The following is a 17,645-nucleotide window of genomic DNA, read 5'->3' on the forward strand; positions in this document are numbered from 1 at the left end:
GAAGACTCATGGCTCACCATGATCGCTCCACCTGGGCCCCTCTTGCCTGGGTCTGGCTGACCGAGGCGCGTATCCTCGCAACACGATTGGCCAAAAAAATCATTTAGGGGACACCCTCTCAGTCTGCCGGGCAGGCGAAGTCCCAGACCAGGGTGTGGGTCCAGGTCGCGCCCGGCGCCAGCCAGCAGTCGGGCTGCGGCCACTCCGGGTGGTTGGGGCTGTCGGGCAGCCACTGCGGCTCCAGCGCGATGCCGGCATGGGCGGGCAGCGGCCGGCCGTCGGCACCGTGCTCCTGGTCCAGCCAGCGGCCGGTGTAGACCTGCAAGGCCGGCTGGGTCGAGCCCAGCGTCAGACGCAGGCGGCCATCGGCCGACCCCAGCTCGGCCACGGTGGGCGCTGTGACCGTGTTGGCGGTGGCGTTCGTGGTGACGGGGGCGGCAGCGGTGGAGTGGGGACCGGCCGTGTCGATGGGGCTCCCGGCCGCAGGGGCGACCAGGAAGGCATGGTCCAGATCGCCGCCGGCACGGGCCTCGCGCAGGAGCCGCGCGGCACGCAGGTCGAAGCCGCTGCCGTCGACCGGGGCCAGCGCGCCCAGCGGGATCAGCGTGTCGTCGACCGGCAGCCACTGCGCGGCGGCCACGCGCAGGCGATGGTCGCGCACGTCCGTGGGCGGCCCCTCGGCCGGCACGCCGTCGAGGTTGAAGTAGCCGTGGTGGGTCAGGCAGACCGGGCTCGGCGCCGGGGCGTCCGCGTCCAGGGTGGCCGACAGCGTCTGCACGATGCGGCCGCCCGCTTCCAGCCGCAGCGTGCAGCCCATCTGCAGCGCACCCGGAAAGCCCTGGTCGCCATCGGCGCTGTCGAGCGCCAGCGTCGCGCCATGGGCATCGGCCTGCACGATGCGCCAGCGCCGCTGGCTGGCGCCTCCCGGACCGCCATGCAGCTGGTGGACGTGGCCGGGCGCGCGCGCCAGCGTCCACTGCCGCGATGGGTCCTGTGGATCGGTGATGCGGCCGTGGGCGATGCGGTTGGCCCAGCGGCCGACCGTCGCGCCCAGATAGGCGGTGTTGCGCACATGGGCGGCCGGATCGGGGCCGCGCAGCAGCACCTCGCGCGGGGCGGCCAGGCCCGGCAGGCGCAGTTGCAGCCGGTACCAGGTGGCGCCGATGTCCAGCACGGTCAGGCGCAGCGTGTCGTCGGGGGCCCTCAGGTCGAGGGTGGCGGGCAGGGTGTTCATTCGTCGTGGTTTTCGAGCCATCCCAGCCGCCCCTGCCCACCGTCGTCGAGCGCCTGGCGCAGCGCGGCCGCACCGTCCTGCGGCAGGCTGAAGCGGGCGGTGACCAGGCTGCCGTGGTCGACCGCATCGAGCTGCGCCCCGTGGCGGGCCAGCTCGCGCCGCAGCCAGCCTTCGAGCGGGTAGGGCACCTGGCAGGCCAGCGCCTGTCGCACCTGGCGCGGGATGCGCACGGCCGTCTTCAGCGCGCTGGCCACGGCTTCGGTGTAGGCCCGCACCAGGCCGCCGGCGCCCAGCGGTGTGCCGCCGTAGTAGCGCACGACGGTGGCCAGCACGCCTTCCAGGTCCTGGTGGCGCAGCACCTCCAGCATCGGCCGCCCGGCGGTGCCGGCGGGCTCGCCGTCGTCGACCGCCGCGCTCTGGCCGCCGGCCATCAGGGCCCAGCAGACATGGGTGGCGCCCGGGTGCTCGGCCCACAGCGCGGCGACGACGGCCTGCGCCTCGGCGCGGTCGGCCACGCTGCGCACGCAGCCGATGAAGCGGCTCTTCTTGATCGTCAGATCGCTGTGGACGGGGGCGGCCAGGGCATGGGGCATGGCCGGATTGTCGCCGGCCGGCGTCGGGTCGCAGGCGTCGCGCGGGCCCGCGCCGCGTCCGGCGCAGCCCGGCCCTGGGGGCGGGGGGCGCTCAGAACCCCGAGCCGGGCTGGGTGAGGAACTGCGCCTCCTCGGGCGTGTCGGGCCGGCCGAGCGCCGCATTGCGGTGCGGGAAGCGGCCGAAGCGCTCGATGATCTCCAGGTGGCGCTGCGCCCAGGGGGCCGCGCCGGCGACGACCGGATCGTCGATGCCCATGGCGGTGAACAGGCGCAGGCCCTCGCGCTGCAGCGCCAGATCCTCGGCATGGACGAAGGGCAGGTAGACGAACTGGCGCTGCACGCCGCTCAGGTGCCGGTCGGCGCCGCTGTCGACCAGGGCCTGGGCCAGCGTGCGGGCGCGTTCATCGCCGGCGAAGGCGCGCGCGGTGTCGCGGAAGATGTTGCGGGTGAACTGGTCGAGCAGCAGGATCAGCGCCTGGGCCGGCTGCACGGGCGGTGCCGGCAGCACGCCGGGCGGCGTCGCCAGCCAGTGGTCGAGGCCGCCGGCCAGCGCGGCCTCGACCCGTGTGCCGAAGCGCTCACGGATCTGCGCATCGAAGGCCGGTACCTTCTGGAACCACGAGGGCCGCGGCTGGCGGTGCAGCGGGTCGTCGGGCGGGCCGAACCAGAAATCGAGGATCTCGCGGACGTCGTCGTGCATCGGGGGGCTCGGCTGTGCAATCGTCGAGGGGCAGGGTGTGGCGCCAGCGTACACCGCGCGGTGCGCCTGCGTACATTGCGGAGCATGCCGATGTTCCTGCTCCTCAGCCTGCCGGCCATCCTGCGGGGCCCGGCGCGCCACCGTCTGCCCGCGGGCGTGCTCGCGCTCGGCGCGCTGCTGTCGCCTGCGGCGCAGGCGCTCGATCTGTTCGATCCGGCGCTCGGCTCGCCCGCGGCCCAGGGCTGAGCCATCGCCGGCTCCGGCACCGCCGCGCAACAGGCGCTCACCGCCGGGGCCTGGCTGCTGGACACCACCGGCAGCGGGGTCGTGCAGGCCGGTGCGGTGCGGCTGCTCGGCGGTACGGCCCCGCTGGACGCGGCCGCCGGCTACACGCTGAGCTTCACGCTGCAGGTGTTCGACGAGACCCATGACAGCGCCAACCGTGCCGGCTTCTCCGTGCTGCTCGGCGGGGCTGATCCGCGCCAGTCGCTGGAGCGTGGCGCTGGGCACGCTGGGCTGGCAGGCCGGGGTGGCCAGCGCCGTGCCGGAGCCGTCAGCGGCCTGGCTGGCGGCCGGCGGAGCGGTGCTGGTCGGCCTGGGCGTGCGCCGACGCGGCCGGCCGGTGGCCTCGGCCTGAGGTCCCGGCCCCGGCCCTGGCCCCGGCCGCTGCCGCCGCGCGGCGCTCAGCCGCCGCCGGTCTGCAGCCAGCGCCGCAGCAGCGCGTACAGGCGCTGCGGTGCCACCGGCTTGCTCAGGTGGTCGTTCATGCCGGCGGCCAGGCAGGCCTCGCGGTCCTCGGCGAAGGCGTTGGCCGTCATCGCGATGACCGGGACCGCCGCGCCGCCAGGCAGCCGGCGCAGCGCGCGCACCACCTGCAGGCCGTCCAGATGCGGCATCTGCACGTCCATCAGGATCAGGTCCCAGCCCGGCTGGCTGGCCTGGCGCAGCGCCTGCACGCCGTCGTCGGCCACGGCCACCTCCAGCCCGGCCCGGCGCAGCAGTTCGCAGGCCACCGTCTGGTTGATCGGGTTGTCCTCGGCCAGCAGCACACGCTTGCCGCGGCCGTGCCGGCGCAGCCAGTCGACATCGTCGCCGGGGGGCAGCAGGCGCGGCGTGTCCGCGCTCAGGTCGCTCCAGGCCGATGGCGGCGCGTCGAACCCGCCCAGCGCGCTGTCCGGCCAGGCGGGAGCCGCCGGGCCCGGTGCGCGGGTGCCCAACGGCGGGGTGTCGGGCCAGGGGGTGTGGCGTGGTGCCGGCGCGGCGGGGGCGCAGGCCGGCGCCAGGCGCAGCGTGCAGTCGAAGCGGCTGCCCTGGCCGGGCTGGCTGTGGACGTCGATGCGGCCGTCCATGCGCTCGACCAGGTGGCGGCAGATCGCCAGCCCCAGCCCGCTGCCGCCGTAACGGCGGGTCGTCGAGCTGTCGGCCTGGGCGAAGGTGTCGAACAGGCTGTCGAGCCGTTGCGGATCGATGCCGATGCCGCTGTCGGCCACGCTCAGCCGCAGGATGACGTGGCCGGTCCCGGCGGCGGTGCCCTGCTGCTCGATGTGCAGCCGCACATGGCCGCGTTCGGTGAACTTCACCGCGTTGATCAGCAGGTTCAGCAGCAGCTGGGCCAGCCGGGTCGGGTCGCCGCGCAGCTGCAGGCCGGGCGCCCGGTTGTCGACCTCGAACAGCAGCGCCTTGTCGCGGGCCCGCTGCTCGACCAGCGCGCAGGCGCGCTCGATCACCTCGTCGAGCGCGAAGTCGATCTGTTCGAGTTCGAGCTTGCCGGACTCGATCTTCGAGATGTCGAGCACGTCGTCGATCAGCGCCAGCAGGTGGCGTGCGGCGCTGTCGACGGTGGCCAGCCGGGCCCGCTGCGCGGGCGCCTGCAGCTCGGCCCCCAGCAGATGGACCATGCCGGTGATCGCGTTCAGCGGCGTGCGGATCTCGTGGCTGATGTTGGCCAGGAAGGCGCTCTTGGCCCGGCTGGCGGCCTCGGCACGGGCGGTGCGCTCGGCCACCAGCGTCTCCAGATGGTCGCGGTGGCGCTGCAGCTCGGCCAGCATGGCGCGCGCGGCGGTGGTGTCGCGCACCAGGCCCAGCACCGCGTCGCGGCCATGGTGCGGGAAGTGCGTGGCCCGCAGATCGACCCAGATGCGGCTGCCGTCGGCATGGCGCAGCGCGATCTCGGCGCAGGCCGCGGCCGGCGCGGGCACCGGATCGGGCTCGGGATCGGGATCGGGCAAGGCCGGCCGTGCGGCACCCGCTGCGGGCACGTGGGGGACGGCCCGCGCGCCGCCCCCCACGCAGGCCTCCCAGGCCGTGCGCGAGCCGGGTTCGACCACTTCGGCGAAGTCCAGCGCCAGAAAGCCCTCGGCCGGCCGGCCCAGCAGCGCGGGCAGCGCCGGGTTGACGTGCACGAAGCGGCCATCCTGGGCGACGAACAGGCCGTCGGCCAGCGAGCCGACCAGCGTGCGGTTGTAGGCCTCGCTGTCGGCCAGCGCGCGGGCATCGGCGGCGGCGGCGCGGTGGCGGTCCCGCTCCCGCAGGCAGCGCTCGATGGCCGGCACCAGCCGGCCCAGGCGGTCCTTGAAGACGAAGTCCGACACGCCGCGGTGCAGCAGGTCGACCGCCCGTTCCTCGCCGATGGTGCCCGAGACCAGGATCAGCGGCACCTCGGGCAGCGCCCGGCGCACGTGGGCCAGCAGTTCGTCCACGTCCAGGCCCGGCAGCGCGTGGTCGGTGAGCACCAGGTCCCAGGGCTCGGCCAGCGCGGCGGCGATCTCCTCCGGCCGGCAGGCCTGGCGGCAGTGCGCGCCCAGGCCGTGGCGCCGCAGGTGGCGCACCAGCAGCTGGTAGTCGGAGTCCAGATCCTCGATGAGCAGCACGCGGGCGGCCTGTGCGGCGGGCGGGGGCGTGGTCTGTGTCGGGGACGGAGACGGGGCGGGGTCGGCGGCGCTGGGGTCGGTACTGCGGATCATGGCGGCGGCGGACGGAAGGATCGAGGCGGGCCGGCGTCAGCCCTGCAAGGGCTGGTTGGTGGCCACCCAGTAGACGCCGAGCCGGGCCACGGTCTCGGCGAACTCGCCGAAGGCGAGCGGCTTGCGCACGAAGCTGTTGGCGCCGTGGCGGTAGCTGGACAGGCGGTCGGTGTCCTCGTCGGACGAGGTCAGGATGACGACCGGCAGCCAGCGGGTGCGCTCGTCCGCGCGCAGGCGTTCGAGCACCTCCAGGCCGGTCAGCCGCGGCAGGCTGATGTCCAGCAGCACGACGGTGGGCAGCTCGGGGCCCTCGCGCTGCGCGTAGTCGCCGTCGCGGAACAGGTAGTCGAGGGCCTGCTGGCCGTCGCGCACGACGTCGATGCGGTTGGCCACATGGGCCTTGCGCAGCGCGCGCAGGGCCAGCATCTCGTCCTGCGGGTTGTCTTCGACCATCAGGATCACGCGCTCTGACATGCTTCGCTCGATTCCTCGGCTGCGGGGCCGGTGGCGGTGGGGCGGGGGGCGGCGGGCGGCACGGCGTCACCGGCCGGCCGGCCCGAGGGGGTGGACCCGGCGGACCCGGCGGACGTTGCCGGATCCGGGCCGGCCTGCAGTCCGGGCAGGGTCAGCCGGAAGGCGGCGCCCTGACCGGGCCGGCCCTCGGCCAGCAGGCGTCCGCCGTGGCGCTGCACGATGCGCTGCACGGTGGCCAGGCCGATGCCCAGCCCGGGAAACTCGTCCTGCCGGTGCAGCCGGGCGAAGGCCTTGAACAGGCGCCCGGCATGGGCCATGTCGAAGCCCGCGCCGTTGTCACGGACCTCCAGCCAGCGCTCGCCGTCGAGCGTGCGGGCCTGGACCCGGATGCAGGCGGTCGCGGCATCGCGGGTGTACTTCCAGGCATTGCCGACCAGGTTGTCGAGCACCGCGGCCAGCATGCGGGGATCGCCGCGGGCCTGCAGCCCGGGTTCGATCCAGGTCTCGACCACGCGCCCGGGCTCGGCCTTGCGCAGCTCGTCGAGGGCGCGGCCGGCCAGACGGCTGAGGTCCACCGGCTCGTCGCGCATCACCCCGCGCACGCTGCGCGACAGCGCCAGCAGGCCCTCGATCAGCTCGCCCATGCGGCGGCTGCCTTCGACGATCTGTGCCAGATAGAGCCGGGCATCCGCGGGCAGCACGGGGCCATGGTCTTCCTCGAGCGCGATGGCGAAGCCGCTCATCGCGCGCAGCGGCGCGCGCAGGTCGTGCGAGACGGCGTAGGCGAAGGCGTCGAGCTCGGCATTGGCGGCCTGCAGCTCGGCGGTGCGTTCGGCCACGCGCTGCTCCAGCCGCTGGTTGAGCTCGTGCAGGGCGTCCTGGGCATCGCGCAGGTCGCTGATGTCCTGCACCATGCCGTCGATGCGCTCGATGCGGCCGTCCCCGGCCCGCACGGCGCGCGCCGACACCCGCAGCCAGCGGCAGCCGCCCGCCGGTTGCCGCAGGCGCAGCTCCAGATCGCAGGGCAGGCCCTGACGGCGCACGGCGCGCAGCGCCTGTCGCAGCTGCCGCCGGGCCGCCGGCACCAGCAGGTCGAGTGCCTGGCGGGGATCGGGCCGGGCCGTCAGCTGGCCGCTGAGCAGCCATTGCAGCTCGGGACTGCAGTGCAGGGCCCCTTCGGGCAACAGCAGACGCCAGCCGCCCAGCCGCGCCAGCGCGCTGGTGCGGGCGAGCTGGCCGCGCTGCTCACGCAGCAGGTCGGCGGCCGCACGCTCGGTGTGCAGGCGCTGGTTGAGCTCGGCATGCAGGCCGTGCAGCGCGCGGCCCAGGCCGGCCACCTCGTCGTCGCGCCCCGGCGTCAGCGCCGGCAGATCGGGCGCCTCGGCCCGCGCCACCCGCCAGGCGGCGCGCGACAGCGCGGTCACCGGTCGGGCGATGCGCCGTGCCAGCCAGACGCTGATCAGCAGGAAGGCCACCGTACCGCCGAGGCCGACCCACAGCAGCCTCATGCGCAGCGCGTCGGCCGCGGCGAAGGCGAGCGCGGCCGGCTGGCGCACCAGCACGCCGATGCCGATGTCGGCCGGCGGGCGCTCGTCGCGGTCGCCCTGATCGGCCACCGGTGGGGGCGCCCAGGCGGTCAGCCACTCCTGCGGCGGGCCATCGGGGCCCTGCGCGTCACCGGTGGCGTTCGCATCGGCATCGCGCAGCGCGGGCCGCGGCCCGGCAGGCGATGGCGTGCCGGGCGATGGGCCGGTCTCGGCCCCTGACCCCGCCGCGACGGCTGGCCAGCGGTGGACCGATGCCGCCACGCCGCCGCGCAGCTCGCGCAGCGCCGACAGGGCCAGCGGGCGGTCCAGCCAGGCCGCCGGGCCCAGCAGCACCCGGTCGTCACGGTCGAGCACGATGTGTTCGGTGCCGGGCCGCAACACGGCCGGCGGCAGCATGGCCGCGTGCTGCTCGTGCAACCAGTCCCAGCGCAGGCGGGCGGCTAGCACGCCGGTCAGCCGGCCCTGCAGGTCGTGGACCGGCAGCCCCAGGTCCAGCAACTGCACCGGCTGCCCGTCCTGCAGGCCGAGGTGGGCGGTCAGCGCGCCGGCCGGCCGGCGCGGGCCGACCCAGGGCCGCTGGCGGGCCTCGGCGAACCAGCGCTCCTGGCTCAGATCGGCGCCCTGCAGCAGCGCGTTGGTGGCCACCCGCACCTCGCCCTCGGGGCTGAGCAGGGCCAGCCAGGCCCAGGCCGGCTGCTGGCTGCGCTGGGCCTCCAGCAGCAGCCGCACCTCACCGGGATCGACCAGGCCGCTGACGAAGGCGGGCTGTGCGGCGATGTCCTGCAGCGTGCGCAGCTGCTGGCCGAGCCCGGCATGCAGCGTGCGCACCATCATCCGGGCCTCGCGCTGCATGGCCTCGCCTTCCGAGCGCAGCAGCTGGCCGCGCTGGGTGGTGTGGACGACGGTGGCGGTCAGCAGGGCCAGCGCCAGCCCGCTGCCGCCGATCAGCCAGGCAAAGCGCGCCAGCAGGCTGCGGCGCGGGTCCAGCCAGCGCGGCAGGCGGGCCAGCAGCGCGCGGGTGCGCGGTGGCCGTCCCGCGATCTGTTGCGGCTCAGTAGTAGCCCGCACGGCGCATCTCCTGCTCGGCCAGGCGCTGGGCGGCCTGCAGCGCCTGGGCCACGGTCTGGCGCCCGGCCAGCGCCGCGGCGATCTGCTGGCCGACGGCGATGCCGATGGTCTGGAACTCCGGGATCGCCGCGTACTGCACGCCCTGGTAGGGGCTGCGGGGCACGGTGGCGTCGTCGGGGTTGATCGCGTCGAGCGCGCGCAGCTCGGCCGCGTAGAAGGCGGCGGCTGCGCGCTGGAAGCCGCTCTCGCGGTAGGTCGAGCGCCGGGTGCCGGTGGGCACGGCGGCCCAGCCGCGCGTGCGGGCGACCTGGGCCACATACGCGCGCGAGCTGGCCCAGGCGACGAAGCGGCGGGCGGCCTCGGGCTGGCGGCTGCCCACCGGCACGGCCAGCGTCCAGGCCCAGAGCCAGCCCGCGCCCTTGGCGGTGACGGCCTGCGGCGCCAGCGTGTAGCCGACGCGGCCGGCGACCTGGCTGCCGGCCGGATCCTCGAGGAAGGACGCGGCGATGGTGGCGTCGACCCAGATCGCGCACTGGCCCTGGCGAAAGCGCGCCAGCAGCTCGTTGTAGCTGTCGGCCTCGGCGCCGGGCGGGCCGTAGCGGCGCATCAGGTCGACGTACAGGCCGACGGCCGCCTGCCACGGCGGGCTGTCGACCTGCGGCCGCCAGCCCATGTCGAACCACTGGCCGCCGTGGGCATTGACCATCGTCAGGATCAGCGCCATGTTGTCGCCCCAGCCGGGCTTGCCACGCAGGCAGATGCCATGCACGCCCTCGGACGGATCGTGCATGCGGGAGGCGGCGTCGGCCACCTGGCGCCAGGTCGGCCGCTCGGGCAGGCGCACGTTGTGGCGCTCGGCCAGGTCCTTGCGGTACATCAGCATCGAGCTCTCGCCGTAGAACGGCAGCGCGTGCAGCCGGCCGTCGATGCTCAGGCCCTGGCGGATGGCGGGCAGCAGGTCGGCCTCGTCCCAGGCCGGCGGCGGCTTGAGCGCCTGCAGCCAGCCCTGACGGCCCCAGACCTGGGTCTCGTACAGACCGATCGTGACCACGTCGTACTGCGCACCGCCGCGCAGCACGGCGCTGGCCACCCGCTGGCGCAGCGTGCTTTCCTCCAGCGTCAGCCAGCGCAGGCGGATGTCGGGGTTGGCCTGCTCGAACTGCGCGGACTGGCGCTGCAGCTCGATCATGTGGGCGTTGTTGACCGTGGCCACCACCACGTCGACCGGTGGGCGGGCGCGGTCCGTCGGCCTCGGACGCTCCTGGGCGACGACCGGTGCGGACCCGGCCAGCAGGACGGCCAGCAGGGTCAGCGACAGTGACAGGAGGATCGGGCGCCGGCCGCCGGAGGGGGCGCAGGGGCGGGCGCCAGGGCGGGCGCGGACGGCAGCAGGACGCAGGCGGAACGGCAACGGCACGGACGAAGGGCACGACGGCGTGCCGGACCGCGCGGATCAAGGCGCGACGACCGGCACCGGCCGGCGCGCGGACGGCGCCGGACTGGGGCTCGAGAGCCGGGTACTGCTGGAGCTGAGCATGCCTCATCCGGCGCGGCGCCGGCCAGCGGGCAAGCCCGGGGACGGCCGCTGTGCTGCTGGCCGCCGCGCCGTGCCGCGCCGGCCCATGCATCGGGCGCACCCGGACGGCCTGCTCAGGGGCGCTGTCGCTCCGCCGCTGGGCGCCGCGGGTCGGTGGCGGTGGACGTGCCGTCCGCCCAGCGCCAACCGAAGGCCAGCCGCATCGAGCGGGCCGTGCGGTCCAGCCGGTCGCCGCCGATCTCGAGCCAGGCGTCCGCGTGTCCGAACCAGAGGCTCAGCCGGCGTTCCTGCGGGGTCCAGGCCACGCCCTGCACGGCCCAATCCGTGCCGGCCATCCCGGAGGGCCCGTCGGGTGCGTCGGCCCAGCCTGCCCAGGCCGCGGAGCCCTGCCGGCGCTGCCAGCCCAGCGTGTGGCGCCAGCCGTGGTGGGCGTGGCGGCGCGCCGACCAGCCCCAGACGCCCGTGCCGGCGCGGGGCCGCTCCCCCGGGGCGCCCGCCCGGCCCGGGTCCAGCCACTCGGCGCCCAGGCTCCAGTCCGGTGTCTGCCAGACGGGGCTGTCGTCACGCTGCCACTGGCCGACGATCAACGGGCTGTAGACCAGGTAGCCGTCGGCGTCACGCCAGGTGGCCTCGGTGTCCAGCGTGGCCTGTTCGATCGAGCGGCGGCGCCAGCGCAGCCAGCCCGCGTCATGCCAGGACAGCCACAGGCGGGAGCCCGCCACCGGACCTGTCTCACCGTGGGGGCTGCTGAGGTGGTGGCTGATGCGTCCGCTGCTCAGCAGGGCCAGACCGTGATCGGCCGGCGCCGGTCCGAAGGGCGCGGCGGTGCGGCTGTCCATCGCCGTCGACACCAGACGGCCGCTGTAGTCGTCGGCGGCCGCGGTGTGCAGCACCTGGCCGTCGACGCTCCGCTGGCGCCAGCGGTCCAGGCGCAGGAACTGGCCTTCCAGCGTCAGGAGGGTCCGGCCGGCGGGTTCGGCGTCGGCGTCGGCGTCGCGCGGGGGGGAGGGCGATGCGGTCGAGGTGTCGGTCGGGGTGTCGGCCAGGACCACGCTGCGGCCGATCACCAGACCCTGGCCGGACCAGGCCTGCAGCCGCAGGCGGGCCGGCCAGTGCTCGTCCTGGAGGGCCGGCCGGTCGTCATCGGCGCTGCGGGCCGCCTCCAGCGCGGCCCGGCTGACCGACAGGGTGGCGCGCTGGCGGGCCACCACACCCAGGCGCCAGCCCGAGGCCAGATGCCGGGTCAACCGCCATTCATCGTCGATGCGGCCGAGCTGGCGCCCCGGCCGATCCAGCCGCAGCCGGGGGCCCAGGTCATCCTGCCCGGCGTCGCTCAGCGCCAGCGCATCGAGATGGTGGTCGATGCGCAGCGTCGTCGACCAGGCCGCGGGGGGCGCGACGGGCGCGGCCCATGCTGCCGGCGCCGTGCTGGCCGCCGGCGCCGTCACAACGGCCGCGGCCGCGGGTGTTGCCGCTGTCGCTGCCGCCCGGGTGAGGGCCAGCAGCAGGCCGACGGCCCCGATGCCCGTGCGGATTCCGCGGGCCGTCCGCGAGCCGGTGGCCGGCCTCACAGACCGATGTCCAGCGACACGAAGTCCCCGTTGGTGAAGGACATGCGGCTGTCGTCGCGGCTGTAACGGCCGATCACGGTGCCGGCGCCATTGAGCAGGTCGGCCGTGTCGGCACCGGGCAGCAAGGTCATGCGCAGGTCGCTGCCGGTCTCGGTGATCAGCGTCTGCGTCACCTTGCGGGTGGCCCCGTCATAGGTCGGCGTGAAGTTGACCGTGCGCACCGCGTTGCCGTTGGACAGCGTCACGTACTGCAGCGACGAGGACAGCAGCGTGCCGTCTCCGTTGTTGCGCCCGTCGGCCTGCACCGAGGCGGCGGCGATCATGCGCAGCGTCGGTCGGGCGCTGGCGGTGATGTTGCCGGTGAAGGTGGTGGTGACGGTGTAGTGGTTGGCGGTCGACTCGGTCAGGCTGTCGTTGAAGCTGCGCCAGCCGCTGATGCTGCCGCTGAGCGTGCCCTTCATGAACTCGGTGCGCGCACCGCCGCTGGCGATGGTGCGCAACGCGAGGCTGAGCGAGCCCGTGGTCGGCCGCAGGGCCCGGTTGCTGGCATCCCAGACCACGTCGCCGAGGGCCAGCGTGCCTTCCATCTCCGCGGTGCCGACGGTGGCCATCAGGTCCAGCGCCAGCGCATGGGCACGTGTGCCTGCGGTCACCGCGCCGGCGTAGGCCGGGCCGACCTCCTCGCCCGCGGCGTTCTGGTAGGCCGGGCCGAAGACGATCTGGCTGCCGTCCTTGAGCGTGACCGTCGCCGTGACCGTGCCGGTGCTGTCGTAGGCCGTCAGCGTGCCGGTGAGGGCATGGGTGCTGGTGCCGCCGCTGCCGTCGGTGACGGTGCCGTTCATCGCCAGCGTGTGGCGGTAGCCGACCAGGGTGTCGTCATCCCAGGCCGCGGGCAGCTCACCGCTGAGGCTGAAGCCGCGGATCGTGCCGTAGGTGGCGCTCAGGGTCGGCGCCAGCGTGCCGTTGAAGTACAGGGTGCTGCCTTGCGGGTTCTCCGTGGTGTAGGTGCTGCCGCAGCCGGCGTAGGTGCGCTTCTGCGCCCTCGAGCGCCAGCTGAAGCTGCCGTCGGCATTGGGCGTCATCTGGAACATGTGGCGCCACTGCGTGCACACATTGGTGAAACCGGTACTGCGGGTGAAGTAATGGCGGGCGCCGCAGCCGATGCCCACGGGCGTCTGCCCCGCCGTGACCGCGGTGGTGAAGCCGGTATCCGCAAACAGCGTGCAGCCGGCCGGTACCACCATGCTCGAGTAGTCCCAGGCCCCGTCATTGGCCACCAGATCACCGTCGCCGCGGGTGCGGTTGGCGTTCGTCGTGCGTCCGGCCATCCAGTCGTTGTAGAGGTCGATGCCCATCAGCATCGCTCCGCTGTCGGTGACCATCGTGCGCAGCGGCACGTGCACGCCTTCGGAGGCCGTGCGGAACTGGTAGGCCTGCTGGTTGACCACGCCGGTGGCGGTGGACGTGGCACCGCCCTGGCTGAACATGGACAGCAGGTCGGTCTTCAGGTTGGCGATCAGGGCCTTGGCCGAGGTGATCGCGCTGTCGACGGCGTTGTCGACGTTCACCGTCGTGACGTTGCAGGCCGCGCCGGTGCAGCCCAGGTTCTCGTTGGCCACGGCCAGTTCGCCGGGGCTGACGTCGCCGACCAGGGCCGGGTCGGCCAGCACGGTCTGCAGCGCGGCGTCGAGTTCCGCCGCGACATTGGTCGTGCCATTGGTCAGCGCCATGGTCGAGGTGCTGCTGGCGGCGCTGAGCGCCTGCACCACGCAGGTGGTGCGTTCACCACCCGCGGGGGCCGTGCCGCAGCCGAGCGCGCCTTCGGCCGCCAGCTCGGAGACGGCGGTCAGCATGACGGCCAGCCGGCGCTCGTCGGTGGTGGTGGCGGTGGCCACGGTGGTGGCACGGGTGGTCTGCGGGTCGAAGCCCAGCAGCTGGCTGACGGTGGCCCGGCCCTGGGCCACGTTGGTGGCCGTCAACGCACCGCTGGCCCGCGTGGCGGCCGACACCGCCATCTCCGAGTAGGGCGTGATGCTGGCTTCCATCGCCAGGTCGGTGCTGCCGATCGGGCGCAGGGCCGCGCGCATCAGGAAGGCGGACGGCAGGCTCTGGTTGGTGCCGCTGACCTCGTCGCGGTGGGTGGTCGTGGCGTCGCTGCGGCCTGCGGCGCGCACCACGTAGACGGCACCGGAGCTGTAGGCGAATTCCAGCGTGTAGCGGCCGCTGCTCGTGGGCGCGGCGGTGGCCAGGGCCGTCGCCGCCGGCTGACCGGTGGTGGCATCGACGGCATAGACCGCGACGTCGGCGTTGTCGGTCAGGCCCTTGGCCACGACGCCGGTCAGCGTCACCTTGCCTCCCGTGTTGCCGCTACCGCTGCCGTTGCCGCCGCTGCCGTTGCTGCCATCGCCGCTGCCGCCACCGCAGGCGGTCAGCAGCAGGCTGACGGCCAGCGCCGTCAGGCTTCGTGCTCGGTTCATGTGTGTGCTCCCTGTGCGTGTCGGCCCGCGCAGGTGGCGGCAGAGCTGCTGTCACCGGGGCCTGCCGCAGTGTGTCCAGACACGTCGGGCGCCGCTTCGGCCAATTGGCCGATCTCCTGGGGGCGGCCCTCCCCGGACATCGGGGGGAGTCAAGCTGAGCGGCCTTCGGGTCGTCCCGATCGGCCGGATTTCTGGCCTGCTGACCGCGACGCGCGATTGCGGCCTTATTCATGTCTCGAGCATCGGTGCGACCGGTCGTCGTCATCTTCTGGAGGCTCTGCGCCAAGCTCGCCGTGCGGGCACGGTGGTGTCCTTCGACCCCAACGTACGGACTCGTCTGTGGTCGGACCTGACCGAGCTGAGGACGGCGATGCGTGCGATCCTGGATGTCACCGACATCGCCTTGCCCAGCTTCGACGACGAGGCTGCGCTGTGGGGAGATGCGGACCCGCAATCCACCCTCAGCCGGCTCGAGCATGCGGGGGTGCAGGAGATCGTCGTCAAGAACGGGGCCGGTGAGGTGGCCTGTTCATGGTCCGGTCGGCGCGAGATTCTCCCCACACCACGGATCGATCGGGTCATCGACACCACGGGTGCGGGCGACTCGTTCAACGCCGGCTACCTCGCAGGCCGACTCGTCGGCCTGCCGATGACGCAGGCTTGCCATATCGGACAGCAGTTGGCCGGCATCGTCATCGGCCACTACGGTGCGCTGACGCCTGTCGATGCGCTCGATCACGTGCGTGCCGTGGTCCAGACCCCTGCCAACATTTCCAGAGCCGTCCATGTCCACGCCTGATCCCGTGTCCCCTGTCGGTACGGCGGTCTCTTCCGGACATCCGTTGGGTATCAAGGCCACGTCATCCGGACCTTGATGCTGCAGTCACCGGTGCCGCCACCGAGATGGTGGTGTCGGATCTGCACCCAGTAGCGGCCCGAGCTCAGGCGGTGGGCGATACGGGCGTTGATCGACTGGCCCGAGTCGTCGTCCTTGGCCACCAAGCGGGTGGGCTTGTCGGGGCCGAAGAGCTTCATCACCACGTCGGTACGGCCCGAAACCGCACAGCGCGGTGACACCGACCAAAGCCGATGGGGCGATCTGCAGTACTGCGCAGATCGGCGCGGCCCGGCTCTGCTGCACAAACCCGCGATCGGACGCCATGACCTCAGCCCCTGACGGAATCCTGCCACGGCGGCCACGGACACGGTCTGCGGCCGGCCGAACTGACTGAAGCGGTTGAGCACGGCCACGCGCACATGCAACTCAACCACCTGGCGCTCGAACGTGCAGGCCGTGACCCGCTCGCCCAGCCGCTTCAGGCAGTGCCTCTTGGTCTCCACCAGGCTGCGCCGGTGGTAGCCGCTCCACGTCTTCCAGATGCCATGCCCCAGGCGCTGGCATGCTCGGACGGCCTCGTTTCGGGACTCGGATCCCGGACTGGATCGACGCCATGCGAGCGTTCTTGCGCGGCGCAATCACCGCCACCGCGCCGCGCTGCGCGATCGCATCCCCGCACGCCCGCGTGTCATCGGCACCATCTGCCGTGACGCTGGCCAGGGCTTGGTCCGGCGGAATCTGCGCCAGTAGTTTCGGCAGCATCGGCGCGTCGCCGTCGCAGTGCTCGTGACCTCGACCGCGCGGATCTCCAGCGTCTGCGCGTCGATGCCCAGATGCACCTTGCGCCAATCGCGGCGGTACTCCGCACCGTGCTTCTTGCGCTTCCACTCGCCTCCACCGAAAAACTTGACCCCGGTGTTGTCGGCCAGCAGCTGCAAGAGCTCGGCGCTGGGACGGTAGCGCAGCTGCGCGTGCAGGGCCTTCTGCCGTCGGCACACCGTGCTGTAGTCGGGCACGGGCCAGTCCAGTCCGGCCAGCCGCAGCAGGCTCTACACCAGCCCCAACGTCTGCCGCAAAGCCTGCCCGAACATGCACTTGATGCGCAGGCAGAACTGGATCGCCGCGTTCGAAATGGTCTGGTTGGGACCTCGCTTGTCCGACAACATGGCCAGCCACTGCATGTCCTTGTCCAGCCACATCGCCAACGCACCCCGCGCCTTTAGCGCCGCGTTGTAGGATTTTAAGTTCGTCGTGCGGTACGTCGTCCGCCTCTTTTTTGCTTCGCCCACGACGTCAGCCTGCGAAGAAATGGTGCGGACTTTGTGTAACTGGCTCCAACAGATTTTCTATTAATGATAAAAATGATAAGCACTTAGCTCGTTTAGAGCGTTTAATTTATTACCTAATTTTACCTCGTTTAGCACGATTGCTTTAAGACATTGATATATAAGGATTTTTTGCCAAAAAGATCTCCCTGTTTTTCACCACCCACCCCCTGTTTTTTGATCTCCCGAGCCGCGGGATTACACGGTTTATTCTCCAGATTCATGTAAATTTACATTCATCATAAATCACAGAAAGTTAACGCTAAATTTTTTATTTCTTCATAAGAGGTTGGTAATTTTCTTCATGAATTTGAAAAAATTCCCCCATTGAAATAGATGATACTTCCGTAATTTATATTTCGGTTGGACTGAAGCAAAAATTTCAAATTTGAAGGTCCACTTCCAGAAGATTTATTTATATATTTTCAGTTATTTCATGATATTGATTCATTCCTTTTAAAGATTCAATTTAAATTGAGATTTTTGTGAACTGATTTTCGTTATTTTATTTATGAACTGCGCACCGCTTTAGGTATTCCGAGGCGACTCTCAGCAGAGAGTCCGGAAGAACGAAATGTGAATAACGTGTTGACGCTCAGTACAAGGTTGATTTCAAAGAGTCGGCCGTCAAACACGCTCAATCAGTGGCGTTGCGGTAGTCTCAAAAAGTCTGGGCTTGGTCGAGTAGTCGCTGCGCAAAGGGGTGAACGCGTCGGTGACCGGCGAGCTGACGGCGCCCGGTGTTGCCGGTTGACTCGAGCAGATGGATCTGTTCTGCCTGAGTGTAGGAGTATTTCGGAAAAAAACTTGTTAGGCTTTTTTCGAAAAGCTCGTTGTGAAGTGCGTCTTGATCGGCGGAAATTGGCCTCCAATAATTTTCTGACGGACCAAAACTCTTCTGTCCCAAAGGCGGAGCACGGCCCTGTGATCGCGCGCAGTCAAGACCTGTGGCAACGAGCTGCAGCTATCGGCAGTGCGGTGGTTCTTCAGGACCAACACGCTGCATCCGACCAATTACGCGGCCGAGCAGATGCAGCGCAACCTGTTGCACCAGCGCAAGATCTTCCGCCCCACCAACACGCTGCGTGGCAACCTTTTTGTCGCCCGCGGTTTCACGGAACGCGAGACCTGCCGATGGCAGAAGCGTGACCTGTGGAAGTTCGTGCAAAGGTCATGCGTTCATCCCCAAGACGGCTGCTTCGGGCTCGGTGCTGGCGAGCGGGCGGGTCCCTCGGGCTCGTACCGAGCGGCTGACGGTTCGGACTGGCTTGCCGCTTGTGCGGCTTGATTCAACGTAGCCTGAGTTCAGGATGTTCGA

At 71.6% G+C, this 17,645-nt stretch carries 13 protein-coding genes and 1 pseudogene; 4 read left to right on the forward strand and 10 right to left on the reverse strand.

Translation table 11 applies throughout. The features are described 5' to 3' along the window. Positions 1 to 118 precede the first annotated feature (118 nt). The 3 genes from AACH11_RS13450 to AACH11_RS13460 form a co-directional block, all read right to left on the reverse strand. Positions 119 to 1,234 carry a galactose-1-epimerase gene (locus AACH11_RS13450; protein ID WP_341374756.1) on the reverse strand — a complete coding sequence of 372 codons (1,116 nt, stop codon included), beginning with the start codon at positions 1,232 to 1,234 and terminating at the stop codon, positions 119 to 121. After that, positions 1,231 to 1,827 (reverse strand): IMPACT family protein, encoded by a 597-nt coding sequence (locus AACH11_RS13455; protein WP_341374757.1) that lies wholly within the window; start codon positions 1,825 to 1,827, stop codon positions 1,231 to 1,233. The genes AACH11_RS13450 and AACH11_RS13455 overlap by 4 nt, the downstream gene beginning before the upstream one ends. Positions 1,828 to 1,918: 91 nt before the next feature. Next, on the reverse strand, positions 1,919 to 2,527 hold the full coding sequence (locus AACH11_RS13460) for a DUF924 family protein (RefSeq protein WP_341374758.1): 609 nt from the start codon (positions 2,525 to 2,527) through the stop codon (positions 1,919 to 1,921). A 90-nt stretch (positions 2,528 to 2,617) separates the two neighbouring features. Here AACH11_RS13460 and AACH11_RS13465 point away from each other — a divergent pair, with 90 nt between their 5' ends. Further along, positions 2,618 to 2,773 (forward strand): hypothetical protein, encoded by a 156-nt coding sequence (locus AACH11_RS13465; RefSeq protein ID WP_341374759.1) that lies wholly within the window; start codon positions 2,618 to 2,620, stop codon positions 2,771 to 2,773. A 196-nt stretch (positions 2,774 to 2,969) separates the two neighbouring features. Next, a complete protein-coding gene (locus AACH11_RS13470) occupies positions 2,970 to 3,164 on the forward strand; it encodes a PEP-CTERM sorting domain-containing protein (RefSeq protein ID WP_341374760.1) in 195 nt (64 codons plus the stop codon). 46 nt (positions 3,165 to 3,210) lie between these two features. Here AACH11_RS13470 and AACH11_RS13475 read toward each other — a convergent pair whose 3' ends face one another. From AACH11_RS13475 to AACH11_RS13500, 6 genes are all read right to left on the reverse strand, one after another. After that, entirely contained in the window at positions 3,211 to 5,490 is a 2,280-nt protein-coding gene (locus AACH11_RS13475; protein WP_341374761.1) for a hybrid sensor histidine kinase/response regulator, read from the reverse strand. Positions 5,491 to 5,526: 36 nt separating this feature from the next. After that, the gene (locus tag AACH11_RS13480) at positions 5,527 to 5,964 is read right to left on the reverse strand and encodes a response regulator (protein WP_341374762.1); all 438 of its coding nucleotides are present in this window, start codon (positions 5,962 to 5,964) and stop codon (positions 5,527 to 5,529) included. Further along, the gene (locus tag AACH11_RS13485) at positions 5,949 to 8,579 is read right to left on the reverse strand and encodes a sensor histidine kinase (RefSeq protein ID WP_341374763.1); all 2,631 of its coding nucleotides are present in this window, start codon (positions 8,577 to 8,579) and stop codon (positions 5,949 to 5,951) included. Before AACH11_RS13485 ends, AACH11_RS13480 begins: the two co-directional genes overlap by 16 nt. Continuing rightward, on the reverse strand, positions 8,563 to 9,768 hold the full coding sequence (locus AACH11_RS13490) for an ABC transporter substrate-binding protein (RefSeq protein WP_423228746.1): 1,206 nt from the start codon (positions 9,766 to 9,768) through the stop codon (positions 8,563 to 8,565). The genes AACH11_RS13485 and AACH11_RS13490 overlap by 17 nt, the downstream gene beginning before the upstream one ends. A 461-nt stretch (positions 9,769 to 10,229) precedes the next feature. Continuing rightward, positions 10,230 to 11,564 carry a hypothetical protein gene (locus AACH11_RS13495; protein WP_341374765.1) on the reverse strand — a complete coding sequence of 445 codons (1,335 nt, stop codon included), beginning with the start codon at positions 11,562 to 11,564 and terminating at the stop codon, positions 10,230 to 10,232. A gap of 119 nt (positions 11,565 to 11,683) precedes the next feature. Continuing rightward, positions 11,684 to 14,164: a hypothetical protein gene (locus tag AACH11_RS13500; RefSeq protein ID WP_341374766.1), complete on the reverse strand. Its 2,481-nt coding sequence runs from the start codon at positions 14,162 to 14,164 to the stop codon at positions 11,684 to 11,686. On the opposite strand from AACH11_RS13500, the gene AACH11_RS13505 reads away from it, so the two are divergent. Then, positions 14,163 to 14,963, forward strand: coding sequence for a PfkB family carbohydrate kinase (locus AACH11_RS13505; RefSeq protein WP_341374767.1), 801 nt, complete (start codon positions 14,163 to 14,165; stop codon positions 14,961 to 14,963). The genes AACH11_RS13500 and AACH11_RS13505 overlap by 2 nt on opposite strands. A 395-nt stretch (positions 14,964 to 15,358) precedes the next feature. Here the strand turns inward: AACH11_RS13505 and AACH11_RS13510 are convergent. Continuing rightward, positions 15,359 to 16,291 (reverse strand): annotated as a pseudogene (locus AACH11_RS13510) (IS5 family transposase); the annotation flags it as partial. A gap of 1,009 nt (positions 16,292 to 17,300) precedes the next feature. Here AACH11_RS13510 and AACH11_RS13515 point away from each other — a divergent pair. After that, on the forward strand, positions 17,301 to 17,615 hold the full coding sequence (locus AACH11_RS13515) for a hypothetical protein (protein WP_341374768.1): 315 nt from the start codon (positions 17,301 to 17,303) through the stop codon (positions 17,613 to 17,615). Positions 17,616 to 17,645 lie beyond the last annotated feature (30 nt).

It is taken from the genome of Pseudaquabacterium rugosum, assembly GCF_038066575.1.
In the GTDB taxonomy this organism is placed as follows: domain Bacteria; phylum Pseudomonadota; class Gammaproteobacteria; order Burkholderiales; family Burkholderiaceae_C; genus Pseudaquabacterium; species Pseudaquabacterium rugosum.